The organism is Streptomyces sp. NPDC091271, from assembly GCF_044757505.1.
GTDB lineage: Bacteria > Actinomycetota > Actinomycetes > Streptomycetales > Streptomycetaceae > Streptomyces.
Window position 1 is genome coordinate 563,852 of sequence record NZ_JBIVVD010000002.1, and the last position, 17,312, is coordinate 581,163.

Below are 17,312 nucleotides of genomic sequence, written 5' to 3' on the forward strand. Positions count from 1 at the left end.
CGACCTGGGCGGGTGCCGTCGTTGCGGGCCGTTGTCAGTGGCGGGGTGCAGACTGACCCGTATCCGGCACAACGGCGTCTCGGAAGGTCCTGTCATGACCGATGTACTGCTCACCGTAGGCACCCGCAAAGGGCTCTTTCTCGGCCGCAGGCGCGGCGGGACATGGGAGTTCGGCGACCCGCACTTCAATGCCCAGGCGATCTACTCGATCGCGATCGACACCCGCGGGGAGGCACCCCGGCTGCTGGTCGGCGGCGACAGCGCGCACTGGGGCCCTTCCGTCTTCCACTCCGACGACCTCGGTGCGACCTGGGTGGAGCCGAAGCAACCTGCCGTGAAGTTCCCGCAGTTCACCGACGCGTCGCTGGAGCGGGTCTGGCAGCTGCACCCCGCGGGGCCCGAGGCCCCCGACGTCGTCTACGCGGGGACCGAGCCGGCCGCGCTGTTCCGCTCGGACGACCGGGGCGAGTCCTTCGAACTGGTCCGCCCGCTCTGGGAGCACCCGACCCGGTCCAAGTGGGTGCCGGGCGGGGGCGGCGAGGGCCTCCACACCATCCTGACCGACCCGAGGGACGCCCGGGCGGTGACCGTCGCCGTGTCCACCGCGGGCGTGTTCCGGACCGAGGACGGCGGTGAGCGCTGGGCCCCCTCCAACAAGGGAGTCTCCGCCGTCTTCCTGCCGGACCCCGATCCCGAGTTCGGCCAGTGCGTGCACAAGGTCACCCGGGACGCGGCCGATCCCGACCGGCTCTACCTCCAGAACCACTGGGGCGTGTTCCGCAGCGACGACGGTGGGAAGCGCTGGCAGGACATCGGCTCCGGCCTGCCCTCGGACTTCGGCTTCGCCGCCGCCGCGCATCCTCGCCGCGCGGACACGTTCTACGTCTTCCCGATCAACGCCGACGCCGACCGCGTCCCCGCCGGTCACCGCTGCCGGGTGTACCGCACGCAGGACGCGGGCGAGACGTGGGAGCCACTGACCCGCGGCCTTCCGGACGGCGATCACTACGGGACGGTGCTGCGCGACGCGCTCTGCACGGACGACGCCGACCCGGCCGGCGTCTACTTCGGCAATCGCAACGGCGAGGTGTACGCGAGCGCGGACGACGGCGACAGCTGGCGGCAGCTCGTCTCGCATCTGCCGGACGTGCTGTGCGTGCGGGCGGCCGTGGTCGGCTGACCGGGCACCGTGTCACCGCCCGCCGGGTCACGCCTCGGTCGGCACGCAGAGCACCGGAACGGTCGACAGGTGCAGGAGCTTGTGCGGGGTGGAGCCGAGCAGCGCCCCCCGCAGCGGGCTCTCGCCCCAGCTGCCCACCACGATGACTCTCGCTCCGTGGCGCGAGGCGGCTTCGATCAGCGCCTGTGCCGGACTCAGGTCGATGACCTCGACCGTGGTCGGTACGTCGGCCTCCTCGGCCGAGGCGACGGCGTGCTCGAGCCCGGTACGCCCGGCCTGGCGGATGGCTTCGTAGTGGGCGCGGTACTCCTCGCCGGCGGGGCCGGGCGGCGCCGCCCCGTAGACCAGGACCAGCCGCTCGCCGAACGCGGCGGCCACGTCGATCGCCGCTCTCAGGGCACGCGCGGCACCTGGCGACTCGTCGTACCCGAGGACCACGGACATCTCAGGACTCCTTGCCGTGTACGAGGTCTGGGTCCACCACACCCCGGCGTTCGGCCCAGAAGGCCGGCGACCGGAATCGCAGCACCACCATGAGCACCACGCCGACGAGGCTGATGCAGATGCCGATGACGAGAGGGGGACCCAGCCCGAACCAGGAGGTCCCGCTGTAGGAGTTCGCCGGGTCGGACATGTCCATGACCGACCTGACGAGCAGCCAGGTCAGCAGACCGGCTCCGACCAGTGGACCGATGCCGACGAGGAAGAAGTTGCGCACGCTCTCCGTCAGATGGCGGCGGTAGTAGACCGCGCACGCCACACCGGTGAGCGCGTAGTAGAAGGCGATGAGCAGGGACAGTGCGGTCAGCGAGTCGAAGAGTGCGTTCTCACTGATCTGGCTGACGACGAGATACCAGGCGATGGCGATGGCGGCCACCCACCACGTGCTCACGTCGGGGGTCCGGAACCGTGGGCTGATACGGGCGAAGCGAGCGGGAAGCGCGTGGCGGCGGGCCATGGACAGTGCGGTGCGCGACGCCGGGATGATGGTGGTCTGGGTCGAGGCGAGCGCGGACGTCGCGACCGCGAGCAGCACGATCCAGTCCCAGCCCCCCATGACCTCGCCGGCGAGCAGGGCGAAGACGAACTCCTCCTCCCCCGCGTTCTCCGACAGATACGCCGTTCCGGCGAACGCGACGACGGCGAAGCCGACGGACAGGTAGGTCACCAGCAGGATGACCGTCGACCACACGCCGGCCTTTCCGGGTGCGGTCGCGGAGTCCTCGACCTCCTCGGTGAGGTTGACTGCCGATTCCCAGCCCCAGTAGATGAAGACGCCCAGCAGCAGCCCGCTCGTGAGGGCCGCGCCGCCCGCCCCGAAGGGGTTGAGCCACTCGACGGAGGGCCTGACCGAGTCGAAGGACGTCGTGCCCGCGTAGACGCGGTAGAGCGCGACGATCACGAACACCAGGAGGAAGGCCACCTGAGCCAGGATCAGGACGTTCTGCACCTTGGCCGACAGCTCGGTCCCGATGACGCACAGCCCGGTCATCACGATGATCAGGAGCACGGTGAGCAGTTGGCGGACGAAGGTGTTCTCGGCCCAGCTGTCGAGTCCCACGGCGAGGAGCCCGAAGCTGACGGCGATGTCCGCCAGGGACCCGACCACGAGCACACCGGTCATCGCGATCGCCCAGCCGCCGAGCCATCCGGTCCACGGGCCCAGGGCGCGCGTCACCCAGGAGAACGTCGTCCCGCAGTCCTGGTCCACCTTGTTCAGGTAGTAGAAGGCCGAGGCGATGAGAAGCATCGGCACGAAGGACGCGAAGAGCGCGCCTGGTGCGTAGATGCCGACGAGTGCCACGATCGGGCCGATGACGGCCGCCACCGAATAGGCCGGGGACGTGGCGTTCAGTCCGATGACCAGCGCGTCGACGAAGCCGATCGCGTTCGGCTTCAAGCTTGCCGGTGGAGCGGATCCGGCGGGGTCCTTCGCCATGTTCCCTCGCTCGGGTCACAGGCCTGAAGAGAAGGCGGAATGTTTTCTTCCACATGTTATTGACGTACTTCCGGGTGCGCACGTCCGGCGGGCCGGCGCCGCGGCTGTCACTGCTCGCGCATGCCCCACGGGGCGCCGTACTCCGTCAGCAGGTCGAGGAACGGCCTCGGCGGCATGGCCTCCGGCCCCAGCACTCCGCTGCCGCCCCAGAGACCGCTCGCGACGAGTTCGAGTGCGGCGACGGGGTTGATCGCCGTCTGCCAGACCACGGCCTGGGAGCCGTATCCGCGCATCGACCACTGGTTGTCGACCACGTGGTAGAGGTAGACCTCCCGGGGCCGCCCGTCCTTGCTTCCTTTCACCCAGGTGCCCGCACACGTCTTCCCTTGCATCCGCTCGCCGAGTCCTGCCGGATCGGGCAGGCAGGCGGCCACCACGTCACGCGGCGAGACGTCGGCGTTCCCGGCACCGCTCTTCACCGACACGGGGTCCGTACGGTCGAGGCCCAGCTTGTGCAGCGTGCGCAGCACCCCGATGAACTCGTCACCCAGGCCGTACTTGAACGTGACGCGCCGGGCCTTCAGCCACCGCGGGACGAGCAGTACCTCCTCGTGCTCGACGTTGACGCACTCGACGGGCCCGATGCCCTCGGGGAAGTCGAAGACCTCCGGCTCGCTGAAGGGGGCGGTGGTGAACCAGCCACGCCCCTCCTCGTAGACGACCGGCGGGTTCAGACACTCCTCGATGGTCGTCCAGATGCTGAAGGACGGGGCGAAGTCGTAGCCCTCCACCGTCAGGTCGGCGCCGTCCCTGATCCCGATCTCCTCGATCTCGTCGAACAGTTCGTCGGAGGCGTATCGGGCGAACACGTCCGAGAGCCCGGGCTCCACCCCCATTCCGACCAGCGCGAGCCTTCCGGCGGCCTCCCACTCGGCCGCCCGGTCGAACTGCGCGTCCCCGAGCTTGACGCCGCACTCCTCGTACGGGCGGGTCGGGTGCGGCCGGGACAAGGACATGGCCATGTCCACGTAGTGCGCGCCGTGGGCGAGAGCCGCCTCGAACAAGGGCATGACGAAGCGGGGGTCGGTGGCGTTGAGCAGCACGTCGCAGCGGTGTCCGGCGAGGGCGGCGCGCACGGCCGCCGGTTCGGAGGCGTCCAGCCGGACCGCGTCGAAACGGTCCCCGCGCTCCCCGAGGGCGGCGACGGCGCTCCCGGCCCGGCCGATGTCGTAGTCGGCGACCGTCATGTGCTCGAAGAAGGGCCGACGGGCCGCGATCCTTGTGATCGCTGTCCCCACACCACCCGCGCCGACCAGGAGGACACGCATCGGACACCACTCCTCTGCCGCTTCTGCCGCGGCAACGGCTCCAGCCGGGCCGGCCGGTCCGGTGGAGTGGGGACGCTAACAGCCGGTCCGCCCGGCGGCGGGCAGCCGTCCGGGCGGTGTCCCGCGTCCGGGCTATCCGCTCCCGGGGCGCCCACCCGGACGGGTGCCCGGCGGCATGAAGCGGCCCCGGGTCATCGGGACGCGGCCAGGCCACCGCTGTCAGCGAGGTGTCCGGCCCCATGGGCGGAAGAATGACGAACGGTGACGGTGAAGCAGGATGTCCCGCCCCGCACCGCTCACGGCAGGCGCCAGTCCACGGGCTGTTCCCCGGCGCGCAGAAGGAAGTCGTTGGTGCGGCTGAAAGGCCGCGAGCCGAAGAAGCCGCGGTCCGCGGACATGGGGGAAGGATGGGCGGATTCGATCGCGGGCAGGTCGCCGAGGAGTGGCCGCACATTGCGCGCGTCCCGCCCCCACAGCACGGAGACCATCGGCTTGCCCCGCGCGGCCAGGGCGCGGATGGCCTGCTCGGTCACTTCCTCCCAGCCCTTGCCACGGTGTGCGGCGGGTTTACCGGGAGCCGTGGTGAGTGCCCTGTTGAGCAGCAGCACGCCCTGCTTCGTCCAGGGCGTCAGGTCGCCGTTGGAGGGCCTGGGAAGGCCGAGGTCGGAGTGGAGCTCCCTGAAGATGTTCTCCAGGCTTCCCGGCAGACGTCGCACGTCGGGCGCCACCGCGAAACTGAGACCGATGGCCATGCCCGGTGTCGGATAGGGGTCCTGACCCACTATCAGGACGCGCACCTCGTCGAAGGGCTGCTGGAAGGCGCGCAGCACGTTCCTCCCCGCGGGGAGATAGGTGCGGCCCGCCCCGATCTCCGCACGGAGGAAATCCCCCATCGCTGCGATCCGGCCGGCCACCGGCCCCAACGCCTCGGCCCAGCCGGGCTCCACAAGTTCGCTCAACGGTCGCGCTGCCACGCCTGTCACTCTACCGGCCTACACGGGCCATAGTGATCATGTGGTCCCCCACGGAACGGGCTCGAGCGGTAGGGTGCCCGTCGTCGTCAGTCCTCCCATCCCTCCGGAGTCCAGCCATGAGGCGCGCAGGCGTTCGTCCGCAGTCAGCGGTGCCCGTGGCTTCCGGCGGTCGAACCTCCCGGCGGCTGCCGTGAGCGCTGAGACGTTCGTCCTCGGCGTCGACTCGGGCGGGTCAGGACTCCGCGTGGCGCTCGGGCCGGTGGACGCGGAGAACCCGGCGCTCACCGTCGACTGCGCCGAGCCCGTACGGACGGGTGCGGACGGCATCGACGCCGGACATCTGCTGGAGCAGCTGCTGCCCGCCGTACGCGGGCTTCTGGACCAGGCGGGTTCCGGGACGGCCGTCGTCGCCGCCGCGATCGGGGCCGCGGGAATGGCGACCCTCGGCGAACAGCTGCGCGCTCTGCTGCCTGACGCGCTCTCCGACTCCCTGGGTGTACGGCGGGTGGCGCTGGCCGCCGACGCGGTGACCGCGTACGCCGGAGCACTGGGACAGCGCCCCGGAGCGGTCGTCGCGGGTGGCACGGGCCTGATCGCGCTCGGCACCGACCTCACCTCGTGGCGCAGGGCGGACGGCTGGGGGCATCTGCTGGGTGACAGCGGCGGCGGCGCCTGGATCGGCCGGGCGGGGCTCGACGCTGCGATGCGGGCCCACGACGGCCGCCGCGGAGGGTCGTCCGCGCTGCTGGCGCGGCTCGAGGCGGTCTTCGGTCCGGCCACCGGCCTTCCGGGCCTGCTCTATCCGCGTACGGACCGTCCCGCACTGCTCGCCTCGTTCGCCCCCGAGGTCGGGGCCTGCGCCCTCCAGGACGAGGTCGCGGCGGGCATCCTGCGTGAGGCGGCGGCCCACATCGCCGAGGCGGCGGCAGCGGTGTGCCCCCGCCCCGCCGGCTCCCGCCCCGATGGCTGTGAGGTCGCTCTGACCGGTGGCCTGTTCCGCATGGGCGAGCCTCTTCTCGGCCCGTTGCGGGGCGAGCTGGCACAGCAGGCCCCCCAGGCACGGGTGGTTCCGGCGGAGGGTGATCCGCTGCACGGTGCGCTGGAGATCGCCCGGGCCCTCGCAGGACCGGGGCTGCGACTTCCGGCGCATCCGTCCCTGCTCTTCGTACCGGGAGTAACGTAGACGATTCGAGCGGTCGTCCGTCCGGACAGAGCAGGTCAGTTGCCTGCTATGCCATTCAACAGACATATACGGACAGATAACGCCTGACGGGCCCCTCCCCGAACAGAGGGGCACCCAAAACCAGTAGCATGCGGCGCCATGAGCACCCCCACTGGGCCCGCTTCCGGCCTGCCTGTACGAATGCCGCGACCTCGCCAGTCCGGACGGCACCGCCGCCCGGAGCCCGTGGTCGCACCTGAGGGCGCTGCCGCGCTCGTTCTTGCCCTTCCCGGTACCCCTTCCCCGGCCTCGCGCAGCCTGGCCGAGGAAGTGATCAGCATCGCCCGCTCCGAGCTGCCCGGTCTGAACGCGCAGATCGGTTATCTCGACGGCGACGACGCCGAATATCCCACTCTCGTCTCCGCGCTCGCCCATGTCGCCGCCGAGCGCACCGCGCGCTACGAGCAGGCCGTCGCCGCGGGCCGCGAGGTCGCCGAGCCCTCGGGCCCGTCCGCCGTCGTGGTGCCGCTCCTGGCGGGCCCGGACAGCTCCCTGATCCGGCGCATACGGCAGGCCGTCATGGACAGCGGCACGCAGGCCGAGCTGACCGACGTACTGGGTCCGCACCCGCTGCTCGCCGAGGCACTGCACGTACGCCTCTCGGAGGCCGGTCTGGCGCGCGCCGACCGCGCGAGGCTGTTCACCGTGGCTACCGCGGCCGACGGCATCGTGCTGGCCACGGTGGGCGGCGAGGAAGCCGTGCAGGCCGCCGGGATCACCGGCATGCTGCTGGCGGCCCGTCTCGCCGTGCCCGTGATGGCCGCCGCCCTGGACGTGGAGGGTTCGGTCGCCTCGATCGCGGCGCAGCTGCAGAACTCCGGTTCGGCGCAGCTGGCGCTCGCGCCGTACCTGGTGGGCCCGGAGATCGACCTCGCGCTGCTGGACGCCGCCGCGAAGGAGGCCGGCTGCTCGACCGCCGAGCCGCTCGGCGCGTACCCGGCCATCGGCAAGCTGGTGCTCTCGCTGTACGCGACGACGCTGGGCATCACCCCGGAGACCCCGCAGGGGGCCCAGGGGGTACAGGCGCACTGATCCGCGCCACTCGTCTGCCGGGCGATGTGGCGCGGACCGGTTCTCGCCGGTCCGCGCCACATGCCGTCGCGGGGCCGGGCGTCAGGCGAAGACCACGCAGGAGGCGGCCGGAACCTCGATGGAGCCCACGTGTGCCGGGATCCCCGTCTCCGCGTCCACCGCGAACCAGCTGACGTTCCCGGAGTGCTCGTTGGCGGCGTAGAGCCACTGCCCGGTGGGGTCCAGGGTGAGATCGCGGGGCCAGCGTCCGCCGCAGCCCACAGCCGCCGCCAGGGCGAGCTTCTCGGCCGTCTCGTCGAGTGTGAGGACGGAGATGCTGTCGTGGCCGCGATTGGCGGTCCACAGGAACCGGCCGTCGTGCGAGACCACCACTTCCGACGGGTACGTACGCACCCCGGCGCCCTCGTCGTGGTCGTGCGGCAGCACCTGCGTCTCCCCGAGCGGTTCGAGCAGACCTCCGGCCGCGTCCCAGCGGCACACGGTGACCGTCGGCTCGAGCTCGTTCAGGACGTACGCGTGTCCCCCGGACGGGTGAAAGGCGAGATGGCGCGGTCCGGTCCCCGGCCGCAGCGCCGTCTCGGCGTGCAGCCGCAGGGAGCCGGTGGTGGGGTCGAGCGCGCAGACGCGTACGGAATCCGTACCGAGGTCCACGCTCAGCACCCAGTTCCCCGAGGGATCGGCCAGCACCTGGTGCGCGTGCGGGCCCGACTGGCGGCCTTCGTCGGGACCCCGGCCCTCGTGCCGCAGCACCCCGGCCACCGGGCCGGGTGAGCCGTCGTCCCGGACCGGCAGCGCGGTGACGCTCCCGGAGCCGTAGTTGGCCGTCAGGAGATGACCCGCGGCGAGGGCCAGATGGGTCGGGCTGCCCCCGCCGACCGACCGCACCTCGCCGATGAGCCGGGGCGTGCCGTCGTCCGCGATGCCGAAGGCCGCGGCGGCGCCCTCGGAGGTCTCGCTGACCGCGTAGAGCACGGGGTCGCCCGTCCCAGGAGTACGGCCGACCGCGAGGAAGGAGGGGTCGGCGACGGCGTCCGTGGACGCGAGCACGGACGGCGCCCCGGTGTCCCGGTCGACGGCGGCGACACTGATGCCGAGTCCGCCCGCCGAGGTGAACGACCCTATGAATGCCCGCTTCTCTTCGTCGACGCCCATCCCGCTACCCCTCTTCGCGTCCGTCACGATCTTCCCGGCCGACGGTAGCAGGCGACGTTTCCCCGTCCGGGCCCGAATCGGCGGCAAGGCCTGGGCCGGGGTGACGCTCGACGGTCCCGCCCGTGCGAGACGGCTCAGGCGCCGGCAGGAATCCGGCGGGACCTGCGAAGAGGCACCGCGAGTTCGAGCAGGGCCTGCTCCAGCGCATGGAGATGGGCGAGCATCTGTTCGGCGCCCGTCGGCTCCGTAGCTGTCATGTCGTCGGGTCGGAGGTGCCGCCCCACGGCCGGCGCATCTGTGAGGGCCTCGACAGCCGTTTCCACCCGCCAGCAGGCCGCGGCGAGCCGGACGTCGTGCGAGGCCTCCGGGTCGGCAGCGACGGAGGCCAGGCCGCGCACCTCGCGTACGCAGTCGTCCAGCAGTGCGAGCACCTGCCGCGCCCGTCGTTTGCGGGCCTTCAGCGGGTTGAGCGGGTGCACCAGCGGCGCGAGCGACAAACGCACCCGGCCGAGGATCGCCTCCAGCTCGACGACGCGGCCAGGTGGGTCGGCGTCCTCGCTCCCGGCGAGGCGGGCGGCGGCCTCCGCCGTGCACGTGTGCACGCATCGCAGCGCACGCTCCACCCAGGCCTCGGTCACCGAGTGAGTCGTCACCGGCAGCACGAACAGCACCGCCAGTACGGCGCCGATCGCCCCGACCGCCGTCTCGGTCACCCGCAGCACGAGCAGACCCGTGTCGAGCACGCCGAGCAGCCCGTACAGCATGCTCGCCATGACGGTCACGGCCAGCATCATCCAGGTGTAGGAGACAGCGGCGGTGTAGAAGATCCCGAACACGCTGATCGCCACGACCGCGGCGGCCACGACCGGCTCATGGTGCAACGGCACAGCCACGGCGAAGCCCAACCCGATGCCGAGCACCGTTCCCAGGAATCGCCGGAACCCGCGAACGACGGTCTCGCCTCGCGAGGTCGTGGCCACGAACACCCACCAGGTGGCGCCGACGGCCCAGTACCAACGCTGGTCGGAGAGCACCTGCCCCACCGCGAGCGCGAACCCGGCCCCGGCTGTCGCCTGCACGGCCTGCCGCGTCGTGATCCGCCCGAGCCCGGATGCCCCGGCGGGGAGGGCGACCGCCACGGGGGCCCCGAACCGCCGCTCGTAGCACCACACGCCGAACCGCACCACCGACGACGCGACGAGCGACAGCAGCACGGCCGCGTACAGCTCGGGCAGCTGGCCGGGCACGGTGTGCAGGAACTGGGCGGCGAAATAGGACATGAAGCCGAACACGCCCAGCGAGTGCCCGCGAGGCCCCCAACGCCTCGCGTACACCCCTGCCCCCACGACAGCGAGGAACGCCAGGTCGCGGGCGACGGGCACGTCGTGCAGCACGGCTGCGAGCGTGAGCACCGGGAGACCGACGGCGGGGAGGAACGCGGTCGTGATCGCCTGCCCACGCACCGTCGCGTCGGTCACGGTGAACAGTGCGAGCAGCGCGGCCAGGCCACCGGTGACGGCCGCCGCCAACGAGTGACCGGCGGCCCCGCACAGCGCGACGGCGAGCCCGATGCCGAGCACTGCCCGGGAGGCGAACCGCAGCCGCATGCGCCCCGGATCCGGTGCCACGAACGCCCTCTTCAGCAACTTGCCCCATACCTTTCGCACACAGACCAGCACAGACATGAGAAAGGCGCCGCGAGATCCCGGGGGGACCCGCAGCGCCATTGATATCTCCATCTCAGCACCTGGAGGGCTGATGGTTCAACCGGGACCCAATCCTCTGGGCCATTGGCTCAGAGAAGGCTGCCATCGATCGGCCACGGCCGAGCCAACGGACCAGCCACACGCGATACCGCCGCACGAACAGTCGGAAGTCCTGAACGACGCGACTCCGAGTCGGGCGACCGACGGCCGGTGGTCAGCTCCCGATCCCGCCGTCACTGCTGAGCAGTTGCCCGTTGATCCAGCCGCCCCGCTCGGAGCAGAGGAATCCGACCAGGTTCGCGCAGTCGCGCGGGACGCCCAGGCGCCCCAGCGGTGTGGCCTCAGTCAGCCGCGCCTTGAGCGGGGCGGGCATCCAGCCGTTGTCCACCGGCCCCGGGTTGATCACGTTCGCGGTCACCCCGAGCCCGGCGAACTCCCGGGCGGCGGCCAGGACGATCCGGTCGAGGGCCCCCTTGCTGGCCCCGTAGGGCAGATTGTGCGCCGTGTGGTCGCTGGTGAGGGCGACGATCCGGCCGCGCCCGGGCGTTCCCGCGAACCGGGACCCGTACTCCTTGAGCAGCAGCCAGCTCGCGCGGGCGTTCACGGCGAAGTGGCGGTCGAAGCTCTCGACGCTCGTGTCGAGGATCGAGGAATCCACGGACTCGGCGTGGCACATCACGAGGGCGTCGACGGGGCGTCCGCCGAAACGTCCGGTGACCGCGTCGAAGAGCTGGGCAGGGGTGTCCGGGGAGGCGAGATCGGCTTCGAACCCGGCGGTCTCCGCGCCCAGTCCGGCGAGTTCGGCGCTCAGCCGGTCCGCCGCACCCGGGGTCGCGCCCCAGTCCATCCGGTCGTCGTAGGAGGTCAGATAGGAGAAGGCCACATCCCAGCCGCCGCCCGCGAGTTCCAGTGCGATGGCGTACGCGATGCCCTCGGGGCGGCCGGCTCCTGTGACGAGCGCGAGGGGACGGGCGTGTGGCGTGCTGTGCTGCGGTGAGTTCGTCATCGCTCGGCATCCTCGTGCGCGTCCGTGTCCGCCGCATGCGAATTATGCGGCCGTACGTCTCGCGCCGGTGCGGGTCGGCCCCCTGAGCCCGTGAGGCAGCCGACGGTGCTGCGCCCACGCACTCCAGGAACCCGCCACTGGACTCCGGCGCCAGGTGGTGCGGACGACGAGGTCGGTGAAGATCACGTCGTGCTCGGCCTCAGCGGCTTACGGTGGCGAGTGCCGCGGCGTACTGCTCGTAGGTCACCGGTTCCAGGCCGTCGACGGCTCCTCGTCGGTCACCACAGGTGACCGTGGCCCGGTCCGCGCGTATATCGGACCACTCTCCGTGAGCGCGATCTGCGTGATGATCTACTGCATGGAGTGACCATGCGCCTGGCCGGTCTGTACGAGGGCTTCCGGCGGCGAGCGAATGAGGGTGCGATGAGTGAACTGATGAAGCCCGAGACAGACCTTCCGGAGGGTGACGCCCCCACCGAGCTGACAGTCCGCGACCTCGTCGTCGGGGACGGTCTTGAGGCGAAGCCGGGCAGGGTCGTCCAGGTTCACTACGTCGGGGTCACCTTCGAGTCCGGGAAGGAATTCGACACCTCCTGGGACCAGGGCCGGCCGTTCAAGTTCGCCGTGGGCGGCGGCAAGGTCATCAAGGGCTGGGACCGCGGGGTCAGGGGGATGAAGGTCGGCGGCCGGCGCGAAATCATCGTTCCCCCGCGCCTCGGCTACGGCAACCAGTCACCCTCGCCGTTGATCCCGGCGGGCTCGACACTCGTCTTCGTGGTGGATCTGCTCTCCGTCGCAGTCTGAGGCCTTCTGCTGCCCGCCGTGCCCTTCTGGACGCCCCGGATCATCGTCATCGCAGAGCTGCCGGCCGTCATACTGCTACTGCTCGGCGTCAAGGCCGGCGACCTGCGCGAACAGCGCCCCTCCTGGGCCGAACCCCGGCGCGGACGGCTTCCCTCGCACGCGCTCCGTGACGCCCCCCGTCAACGGCCGTACGTGGTGCGGCACAGGTCGACGATGTCGGCGGACGCGACCCCCCGCCCCGTCGCACAGACGGCGCGCATGTCGTACGTCTGCCGCGGCCTCGCCCGGTGGGGCGTGCCCACGCCGCGCGGCGGTCCGGGCCGGGCGGGAGCCGCACGTCGCGGCTGGTTCCGCGCCTCCTGGCGGACTGGGGGCGCGACCGCGTCGGCACGCCTGGCCGGAGCGCGCGGCCCCTTCTCCTTCTTCCGGTTCTCGCCATCCGCATCGTCCGGCCCCTCCTCGGTCTTCCCGAGGGCGTCATGGACGGCCGGTGGCGCGGTGGGCACCGTGGACGCCTGCGCGGCGGGGGCGTTCCCGGGACGCACGGAGGCGGGGGACGCCGGCCTCTCCGCTTCGGCCTGGACGGAGACGCAGCCGGCCGTACCCAGCAGGGCGACGAGCACGAGGGGGATGGACCGCAGGTTCATGCCCTGGTCAACGACGGGCAGTGCGAGCGGACACGTCCGGAGGCTCCGGGCGGGGGTGGTCAGTCGGACAGGCCGGACCGGGCGATCCCCAGCGCGCGGTAAATGGTGCGGGACAGCGAAGCCGGCTGCGGGTCCGTGCTCCACGCCCATTGCTCGACCGCGATGCGGAGCGCCCCGTTGAGCAGGGTCGCCTGCACCCTTGGTTCCAGGTCGTCCGGCCCATGGTCCGTCCGCTCGGCGATGACCGCGGCGAAGGCCGGCTCCGCGTCGTGGTGGACCTGCAGCCACACGGCGCGCAGCCCGGGTTCGGTCCGGGTGAGCAGGACCAGGTCGCGCAGGGCGTCCGCGTCGGTGTCCGCCGATGCGACCGGGTGCGAGGACGAGCTCCCCACGACGGCTTCCACCAGCGGCCGGTCGCGTGGCCACGACCTCATGAGCGCGATGACGAAGTCGAGCGCGTAGGTCAGCAGGGGGCGGACGCACAGCTCCTTCGAGGAGGTGTAGCGCCACAGGGTCCGCTGCGAGATTCCCGCAGCGGCGGCGATCTCTTCGGCGGTGGTCGCGGCCACACCCCGGTCGGCGAAGAGGCGCACGGCTTCGCGGGCGATCTCCACCCGGGTCGCGGCCTTGCGGCGTTCGGTCAGCGGCGGGCGTCCGAGGCGGACTCCACCGTCTGCCGCGGCTCCGGCGGTGGCCAGGGCAGGGTCTGGCGGCCCTCCGGGGTGCGCGGCTTCCACGGTTTTCGGCCACCTTCCTTCACGGCTGCGCCCATCGTAGCGATATCTTTTCTGGCACCTCTCGCCATTTTGGCACTGCCCGCCATTAAAGGTAGCGTGCCTACCCCTGCCGTCCGTCGAAACCGAGGAGCATCTCGTGAGCACCACCACCAGCGGCCCGGGCCGCAGCGTCATCGTCACCGGCGCCGGCTCGGGCATCGGCCGGGCCACCGCGCTGCTGTTCGCGAAGGAAGGGGCCCGCATCGTGATCGCCGACGTCGACGAGGCCGCCGCCCGAACCGTCGCGGAGGAGACGGAACAGGCCGGCGGGACCGCTGTCACCGTGGTCGGGGACCTCCGGGAGCAGGCCGTCGTCGACCGGGTGGCCGCGACGGCGGCGGAGGAGTTCGGCGGAATAGACGTCCTGGTCAACAACGCCGGAATCATGGACAGCATGTCGGCGGCGGCCGACACCGGTGACGACGAGTGGGAGCGCGTCATCGGCATCAACCTCACGGCCCCGTTCCGCCTCACGCGGGCCGTGCTGCCGCACATGCTCGCCGCGGGGAAGGGCGCCGTCGTCTTCACCGCCTCCGAGGCCTCCCTGAGGGGCAGCGCCGCGGGTGCCGCGTACACGGCGTCCAAGCACGGCATCGCGGGCCTGACCAAGTCCTTGGCCGTCATGTACCGCGACAAGGGCATCCGCTCCAACGCGATCGCGCCCGGCGGCACGATCACCAACATCCGTGTCGATGCCGACCGGGGCGCCCACGGGCCGGCCGCCCTCGCCCCCTACATGGGCAATGTCGGTTCGCCCGCCCGGGCTGAGGAGCAGGCGGCGGCGATCCTCTTCCTGGCATCGGACGCGGCGAGCAACATCAACGGGGCGATCCTTCCCGTCGACAACGGCTGGTCCGCGGTCTGAGCCCCTGGCCCTGGGTAGAGTCGGGCGACCGATCACCGAGCCGGGAGGAGCACAGCCCGACATGGCGGTGGACGCCCTCGACACCCGCATCCTTCGGCTGCTCATCGAGCAGCCGCGCACCAGCGTCCGCGAGTACGCGCGCATCCTCGGCGTGGCACGCGGCACCCTGCAGGCCCGGATGGACCGTCTGGAGCGGGACGGGGTGATCACGGGCACGGGCCCCGCCCTCTCCCCCGCTGCCCTCGGCCACCCGGTACTCGCCTTCGTACACCTGGAGGTGACGCAGGGGCATCTGGACGAGGTCGGTGACGCGCTCGCCGCCGTTCCGGAGATCATCGAGGCGTTCTCGACGACCGGGGGCGGAGACCTCCTGACGCGCGTCGTGGCCCGCGACAACGGGCATCTGGAGGACGTGATCCAGCAGCTGATCCAGCTCCCCGGAGTGGTCAGGACCCGGACGGATGTGGCTCTGCGCGAGCGTGTGGCACACCGGGTCCTGCCGCTGGTCGAGTCGGTGGGGCGGGCAGCGGGCCCCGGGTGATCACCGTCGGGCATGCTGGAGGCCATGAAGACCGCGCCCCTCTCCGCCCCGCCCGTCCTCTTCGACCTCGACGGCACCCTCGTGGACAGCGAGCCGAACTACTACGAGGCGGGGCGCCGGCTCCTCGCCAGGTACGGCGTGCGGGACTTCAGCTGGGAGAACCACACCCGCTTCATCGGGATCGGCACCCGGGAGACCCTCACGGTCCTGCGGGAGGAGTACGGGATCGAGGCGCCGGTCGACGAACTCCTGGCCGGCAAGAACGCCCTGTACCTGGAGCTCGCCGGGGTGTCCACCAAGGCCTTCCCGGAGATGCGCGCCCTCGTCGAGCGGCTGCACGGGGAGGGGGTGCCGATGGCGGTGGCGTCGGGGTCCTCCAGGGCGGCGATCGCGGCCTCGCTCGCGGTCACGGGGCTGGAGGCGTACCTCCCGCTGTACGTGTCCGCGGAGGAGGTGGCGCACGGAAAGCCGGAGCCCGACGTGTTCCTGGAGGCGGCTCGGCGGCTCGGTGTGGCGCCCGGCTCGTGCGTGGTCCTGGAGGACGCCGTCCCCGGAGTCCGGGCGGCTCACGCGGCGGGGATGCGGTGCGTCGCCGTCCCCGACGCCCATGCGACGGCGGACGGCGCGGAGTTCGGGAGGGCGGAGTTGCTGTTCCCGGGCGGACAGGCGGAATTCACCGCTGCCGCCATGCTGGACTGGCTCCGCGCCGGGTGAGAACAAGCCGGTCCGGCCCGTCGATTGGCCGGATCCGGCGTCTCGTGCTCCGGCCGGGCGAGCGGGGGTCCCGGGGACGGATATCCTGATCATGCCGCGCACCCCGACGCACCGTACCGAGGCGATGAGCCCGATGAGGTCGCCGCCGCGGCAGTCGGAGAGGGCCATAATTCGAGATTGGTGTGCACAGGTGCTGGTTGCTGGGCGGTACCGGCTGATATCCCCCATCGGCCGTGGCGGTATGGGTGAGGTGTGGCGCGCCACGGACGAAGTGCTGGGCCGCGCCGTGGCGGTGAAGCTGCTGCTGGGCGACCAGGCCGATGCCTCGTCGACCGCGCGCTTCCGCCTCGAGGCGCAGACGGCCGCGCGCCTGAGCCACCCTCATTTGGTGGCCGTGTTCGACTTCGGCTCCTGGGAGGACCGCTTCTACCTGGTGATGGAGCTGGTCGAGGGAAGGAGCCTCGGGGATCTGCTGGAGGCTCAGGAGACCGTCCATCCCGAGCAGGTCGCCCGAATCGCCGGCCAGGCAGCCGCCGGTCTGGCCGCCGCTCACCGGCAGGGCATCGTCCACCGGGACATCAAGCCCGGCAACCTGATGCTGGACGCCGACGGGTCCGTGAAGATCGGGGACTTCGGCATCGCCCAGTTCGTCGACGACCCCTCGACGGCGCTGACGACGGCCGGCCACATCGTCGGTACGAGCCTCTACCTGGCTCCCGAGCGGGCCCTGGGCCGTACGGCGGACTCCGCGTCGGACATGTACTCACTGGGCTGCGTCATCTATCAACTGCTGGCCGGGCAGCCGCCGTTCCGCTCGGACACGGCGACCGCGACGCTCTACCAGCACGTGGACACGCCTCCGGTGCCGGTCAGACAGCGGGGGGTGGACGTCTCCCCCGCGTTCGACTCGTACCTCCTCGGCCTGCTGGCGAAGCAGCCCGAGGACCGGCCGAGCGCTCAACAGGTCTCCGACTGGTTCCGTACGGATGCCTGGCGTGGCCGGCCCGAGCCGCTCCCGCATCACACGGCCTCCGCCCCGCGGCCCGCCGCGCATGTCCCTCCCGCGCCGACGCCGGGCGGCCCGGCCGCCGGAGGCCCGTCGACGTACCGGCTGCCGCAGTCCGGCGGCCGCAGACGGGCGGCTCCCGCGCCCCGGACGTCCAGATCCGCGGCCAGATCGGCCACGACGCGCCGGATCAGCACGGGTGAGGCCATCCGCCGCCGCCCGCGCGTGGCGAGTGCTGTGGCCGGTACGGTCGCCTTCCTGGCTGCGGTGTATCTGGGCACGATCCTCTTCGCTCCGGACACCGGGGCGGCGGACACCCCGGATCCCGGCTCCTCGCCGACAGCGGGACTCGAATCGCCCGCGCCGACCGGACCGGCGGTGGAGCCGGCCCAGGACGGCGAGGGCGAAAACGACTGAGCC

At 71.7% G+C, this 17,312-nt stretch carries 17 protein-coding genes; 8 read left to right on the plus strand and 9 right to left on the minus strand.

Annotation, left to right across the window (positions count from 1 at the left end; all coding sequences use genetic code 11):
• Positions 1-94: 94 nt before the first annotated feature.
• A complete protein-coding gene (locus ACIQM3_RS09975) occupies positions 95-1,180 on the plus strand; it encodes a WD40/YVTN/BNR-like repeat-containing protein (protein WP_401621398.1) in 1,086 nt (361 codons plus the stop codon).
• Between the two features lie 27 nt (positions 1,181-1,207).
• Here ACIQM3_RS09975 and ACIQM3_RS09980 read toward each other — a convergent pair whose 3' ends face one another.
• The 4 genes from ACIQM3_RS09980 to ACIQM3_RS09995 form a co-directional block, all read right to left on the minus strand.
• Positions 1,208-1,624: a universal stress protein gene (locus ACIQM3_RS09980; protein WP_401621401.1), complete on the minus strand. Its 417-nt coding sequence runs from the start codon at positions 1,622-1,624 to the stop codon at positions 1,208-1,210.
• A gap of 1 nt (position 1,625) precedes the next feature.
• Positions 1,626-3,119 (minus strand): APC family permease, encoded by a 1,494-nt coding sequence (locus tag ACIQM3_RS09985; RefSeq protein WP_401621404.1) that lies wholly within the window; start codon positions 3,117-3,119, stop codon positions 1,626-1,628.
• Positions 3,120-3,226: 107 nt separating this feature from the next.
• Positions 3,227-4,447 carry a saccharopine dehydrogenase family protein gene (locus ACIQM3_RS09990; protein ID WP_401621407.1) on the minus strand — a complete coding sequence of 407 codons (1,221 nt, stop codon included), beginning with the start codon at positions 4,445-4,447 and terminating at the stop codon, positions 3,227-3,229.
• 296 nt (positions 4,448-4,743) lie between these two features.
• Positions 4,744-5,421 carry a uracil-DNA glycosylase gene (locus ACIQM3_RS09995; protein WP_401621410.1) on the minus strand — a complete coding sequence of 226 codons (678 nt, stop codon included), beginning with the start codon at positions 5,419-5,421 and terminating at the stop codon, positions 4,744-4,746.
• 190 nt (positions 5,422-5,611) lie between these two features.
• On the opposite strand from ACIQM3_RS09995, the gene ACIQM3_RS10000 reads away from it, so the two are divergent.
• Positions 5,612-6,604, plus strand: a complete 993-nt coding sequence (locus tag ACIQM3_RS10000; protein WP_401621412.1) for an N-acetylglucosamine kinase — start codon at positions 5,612-5,614, stop codon at positions 6,602-6,604.
• A 138-nt stretch (positions 6,605-6,742) separates the two neighbouring features.
• Positions 6,743-7,675: a sirohydrochlorin chelatase gene (locus ACIQM3_RS10005; protein ID WP_401621415.1), complete on the plus strand. Its 933-nt coding sequence runs from the start codon at positions 6,743-6,745 to the stop codon at positions 7,673-7,675.
• An 81-nt stretch (positions 7,676-7,756) separates the two neighbouring features.
• On the opposite strand, the gene ACIQM3_RS10010 is transcribed toward ACIQM3_RS10005, so the two are convergent.
• The 3 genes from ACIQM3_RS10010 to ACIQM3_RS10020 all read right to left on the minus strand — a co-directional run bounded on the left by ACIQM3_RS10010 (position 7,757) and on the right by ACIQM3_RS10020 (position 11,539).
• Positions 7,757-8,827 carry a lactonase family protein gene (locus ACIQM3_RS10010; protein ID WP_401621418.1) on the minus strand — a complete coding sequence of 357 codons (1,071 nt, stop codon included), beginning with the start codon at positions 8,825-8,827 and terminating at the stop codon, positions 7,757-7,759.
• Between the two features lie 134 nt (positions 8,828-8,961).
• Positions 8,962-10,434, minus strand: coding sequence for an FUSC family protein (locus tag ACIQM3_RS10015; RefSeq protein ID WP_401622396.1), 1,473 nt, complete (start codon positions 10,432-10,434; stop codon positions 8,962-8,964).
• A 313-nt stretch (positions 10,435-10,747) separates the two neighbouring features.
• Entirely contained in the window at positions 10,748-11,539 is a 792-nt protein-coding gene (locus ACIQM3_RS10020) for an SDR family oxidoreductase (protein WP_401621420.1), read from the minus strand.
• A gap of 423 nt (positions 11,540-11,962) precedes the next feature.
• Between ACIQM3_RS10020 and ACIQM3_RS10025 the strand changes: the two genes are divergently transcribed.
• Positions 11,963-12,343 carry an FKBP-type peptidyl-prolyl cis-trans isomerase gene (locus ACIQM3_RS10025; protein ID WP_401621423.1) on the plus strand — a complete coding sequence of 127 codons (381 nt, stop codon included), beginning with the start codon at positions 11,963-11,965 and terminating at the stop codon, positions 12,341-12,343.
• A gap of 179 nt (positions 12,344-12,522) precedes the next feature.
• On the opposite strand, the gene ACIQM3_RS10030 is transcribed toward ACIQM3_RS10025, so the two are convergent.
• Together ACIQM3_RS10030 and ACIQM3_RS10035 are read right to left on the minus strand one after the other, a co-directional pair.
• Positions 12,523-12,990 carry a hypothetical protein gene (locus tag ACIQM3_RS10030; protein ID WP_401621426.1) on the minus strand — a complete coding sequence of 156 codons (468 nt, stop codon included), beginning with the start codon at positions 12,988-12,990 and terminating at the stop codon, positions 12,523-12,525.
• Positions 12,991-13,049: 59 nt separating this feature from the next.
• Entirely contained in the window at positions 13,050-13,727 is a 678-nt protein-coding gene (locus ACIQM3_RS10035) for a TetR/AcrR family transcriptional regulator (protein WP_401621428.1), read from the minus strand.
• Positions 13,728-13,863: 136 nt separating this feature from the next.
• Between ACIQM3_RS10035 and ACIQM3_RS10040 the strand changes: the two genes are divergently transcribed.
• The 4 genes from ACIQM3_RS10040 (at position 13,864) to ACIQM3_RS10055 (ending at position 17,309) form a co-directional block, all read left to right on the plus strand.
• The gene (locus tag ACIQM3_RS10040) at positions 13,864-14,631 is read left to right on the plus strand and encodes an SDR family NAD(P)-dependent oxidoreductase (protein ID WP_401621431.1); all 768 of its coding nucleotides are present in this window, start codon (positions 13,864-13,866) and stop codon (positions 14,629-14,631) included.
• Positions 14,632-14,692: 61 nt separating this feature from the next.
• Positions 14,693-15,172: an Lrp/AsnC family transcriptional regulator gene (locus tag ACIQM3_RS10045; protein WP_362927609.1), complete on the plus strand. Its 480-nt coding sequence runs from the start codon at positions 14,693-14,695 to the stop codon at positions 15,170-15,172.
• Positions 15,173-15,196: 24 nt separating this feature from the next.
• On the plus strand, positions 15,197-15,886 hold the full coding sequence (locus ACIQM3_RS10050; protein ID WP_401621435.1) for an HAD family hydrolase: 690 nt from the start codon (positions 15,197-15,199) through the stop codon (positions 15,884-15,886).
• A 241-nt stretch (positions 15,887-16,127) separates the two neighbouring features.
• Entirely contained in the window at positions 16,128-17,309 is a 1,182-nt protein-coding gene (locus ACIQM3_RS10055) for a serine/threonine-protein kinase (protein WP_401621438.1), read from the plus strand.
• Positions 17,310-17,312: the final 3 nt, after the last annotated feature.

Excerpts from the sequence above, each read along its gene's own strand:
- ACIQM3_RS10015 (WP_401622396.1), bottom strand. The coding sequence starts at position 10,434 with ATGCGGCTGCGGTTCGCCTCCCGGGCAGTGCTCGGCATCGGGCTCGCC.
- ACIQM3_RS10025 (WP_401621423.1), top strand. The coding sequence starts at position 11,963 with ATGAGTGAACTGATGAAGCCCGAGACAGACCTTCCGGAGGGTGACGCC.
- ACIQM3_RS10055 (WP_401621438.1), top strand. The coding sequence starts at position 16,128 with ATGGGTGAGGTGTGGCGCGCCACGGACGAAGTGCTGGGCCGCGCCGTG.
- ACIQM3_RS10050 (WP_401621435.1), top strand. The coding sequence starts at position 15,197 with ATGAAGACCGCGCCCCTCTCCGCCCCGCCCGTCCTCTTCGACCTCGAC.
- ACIQM3_RS10005 (WP_401621415.1), top strand. The coding sequence starts at position 6,743 with ATGAGCACCCCCACTGGGCCCGCTTCCGGCCTGCCTGTACGAATGCCG.
- ACIQM3_RS09990 (WP_401621407.1), bottom strand. The coding sequence starts at position 4,447 with ATGCGTGTCCTCCTGGTCGGCGCGGGTGGTGTGGGGACAGCGATCACA.
- ACIQM3_RS10020 (WP_401621420.1), bottom strand. The coding sequence starts at position 11,539 with ATGACGAACTCACCGCAGCACAGCACGCCACACGCCCGTCCCCTCGCG.
- ACIQM3_RS09975 (WP_401621398.1), top strand. The coding sequence starts at position 95 with ATGACCGATGTACTGCTCACCGTAGGCACCCGCAAAGGGCTCTTTCTC.
- ACIQM3_RS10010 (WP_401621418.1), bottom strand. The coding sequence starts at position 8,827 with ATGGGCGTCGACGAAGAGAAGCGGGCATTCATAGGGTCGTTCACCTCG.
- ACIQM3_RS10030 (WP_401621426.1), bottom strand. The coding sequence starts at position 12,990 with ATGAACCTGCGGTCCATCCCCCTCGTGCTCGTCGCCCTGCTGGGTACG.
- ACIQM3_RS09985 (WP_401621404.1), bottom strand. The coding sequence starts at position 3,119 with ATGGCGAAGGACCCCGCCGGATCCGCTCCACCGGCAAGCTTGAAGCCG.
- ACIQM3_RS10045 (WP_362927609.1), top strand. The coding sequence starts at position 14,693 with ATGGCGGTGGACGCCCTCGACACCCGCATCCTTCGGCTGCTCATCGAG.
- ACIQM3_RS09980 (WP_401621401.1), bottom strand. The coding sequence starts at position 1,624 with ATGTCCGTGGTCCTCGGGTACGACGAGTCGCCAGGTGCCGCGCGTGCC.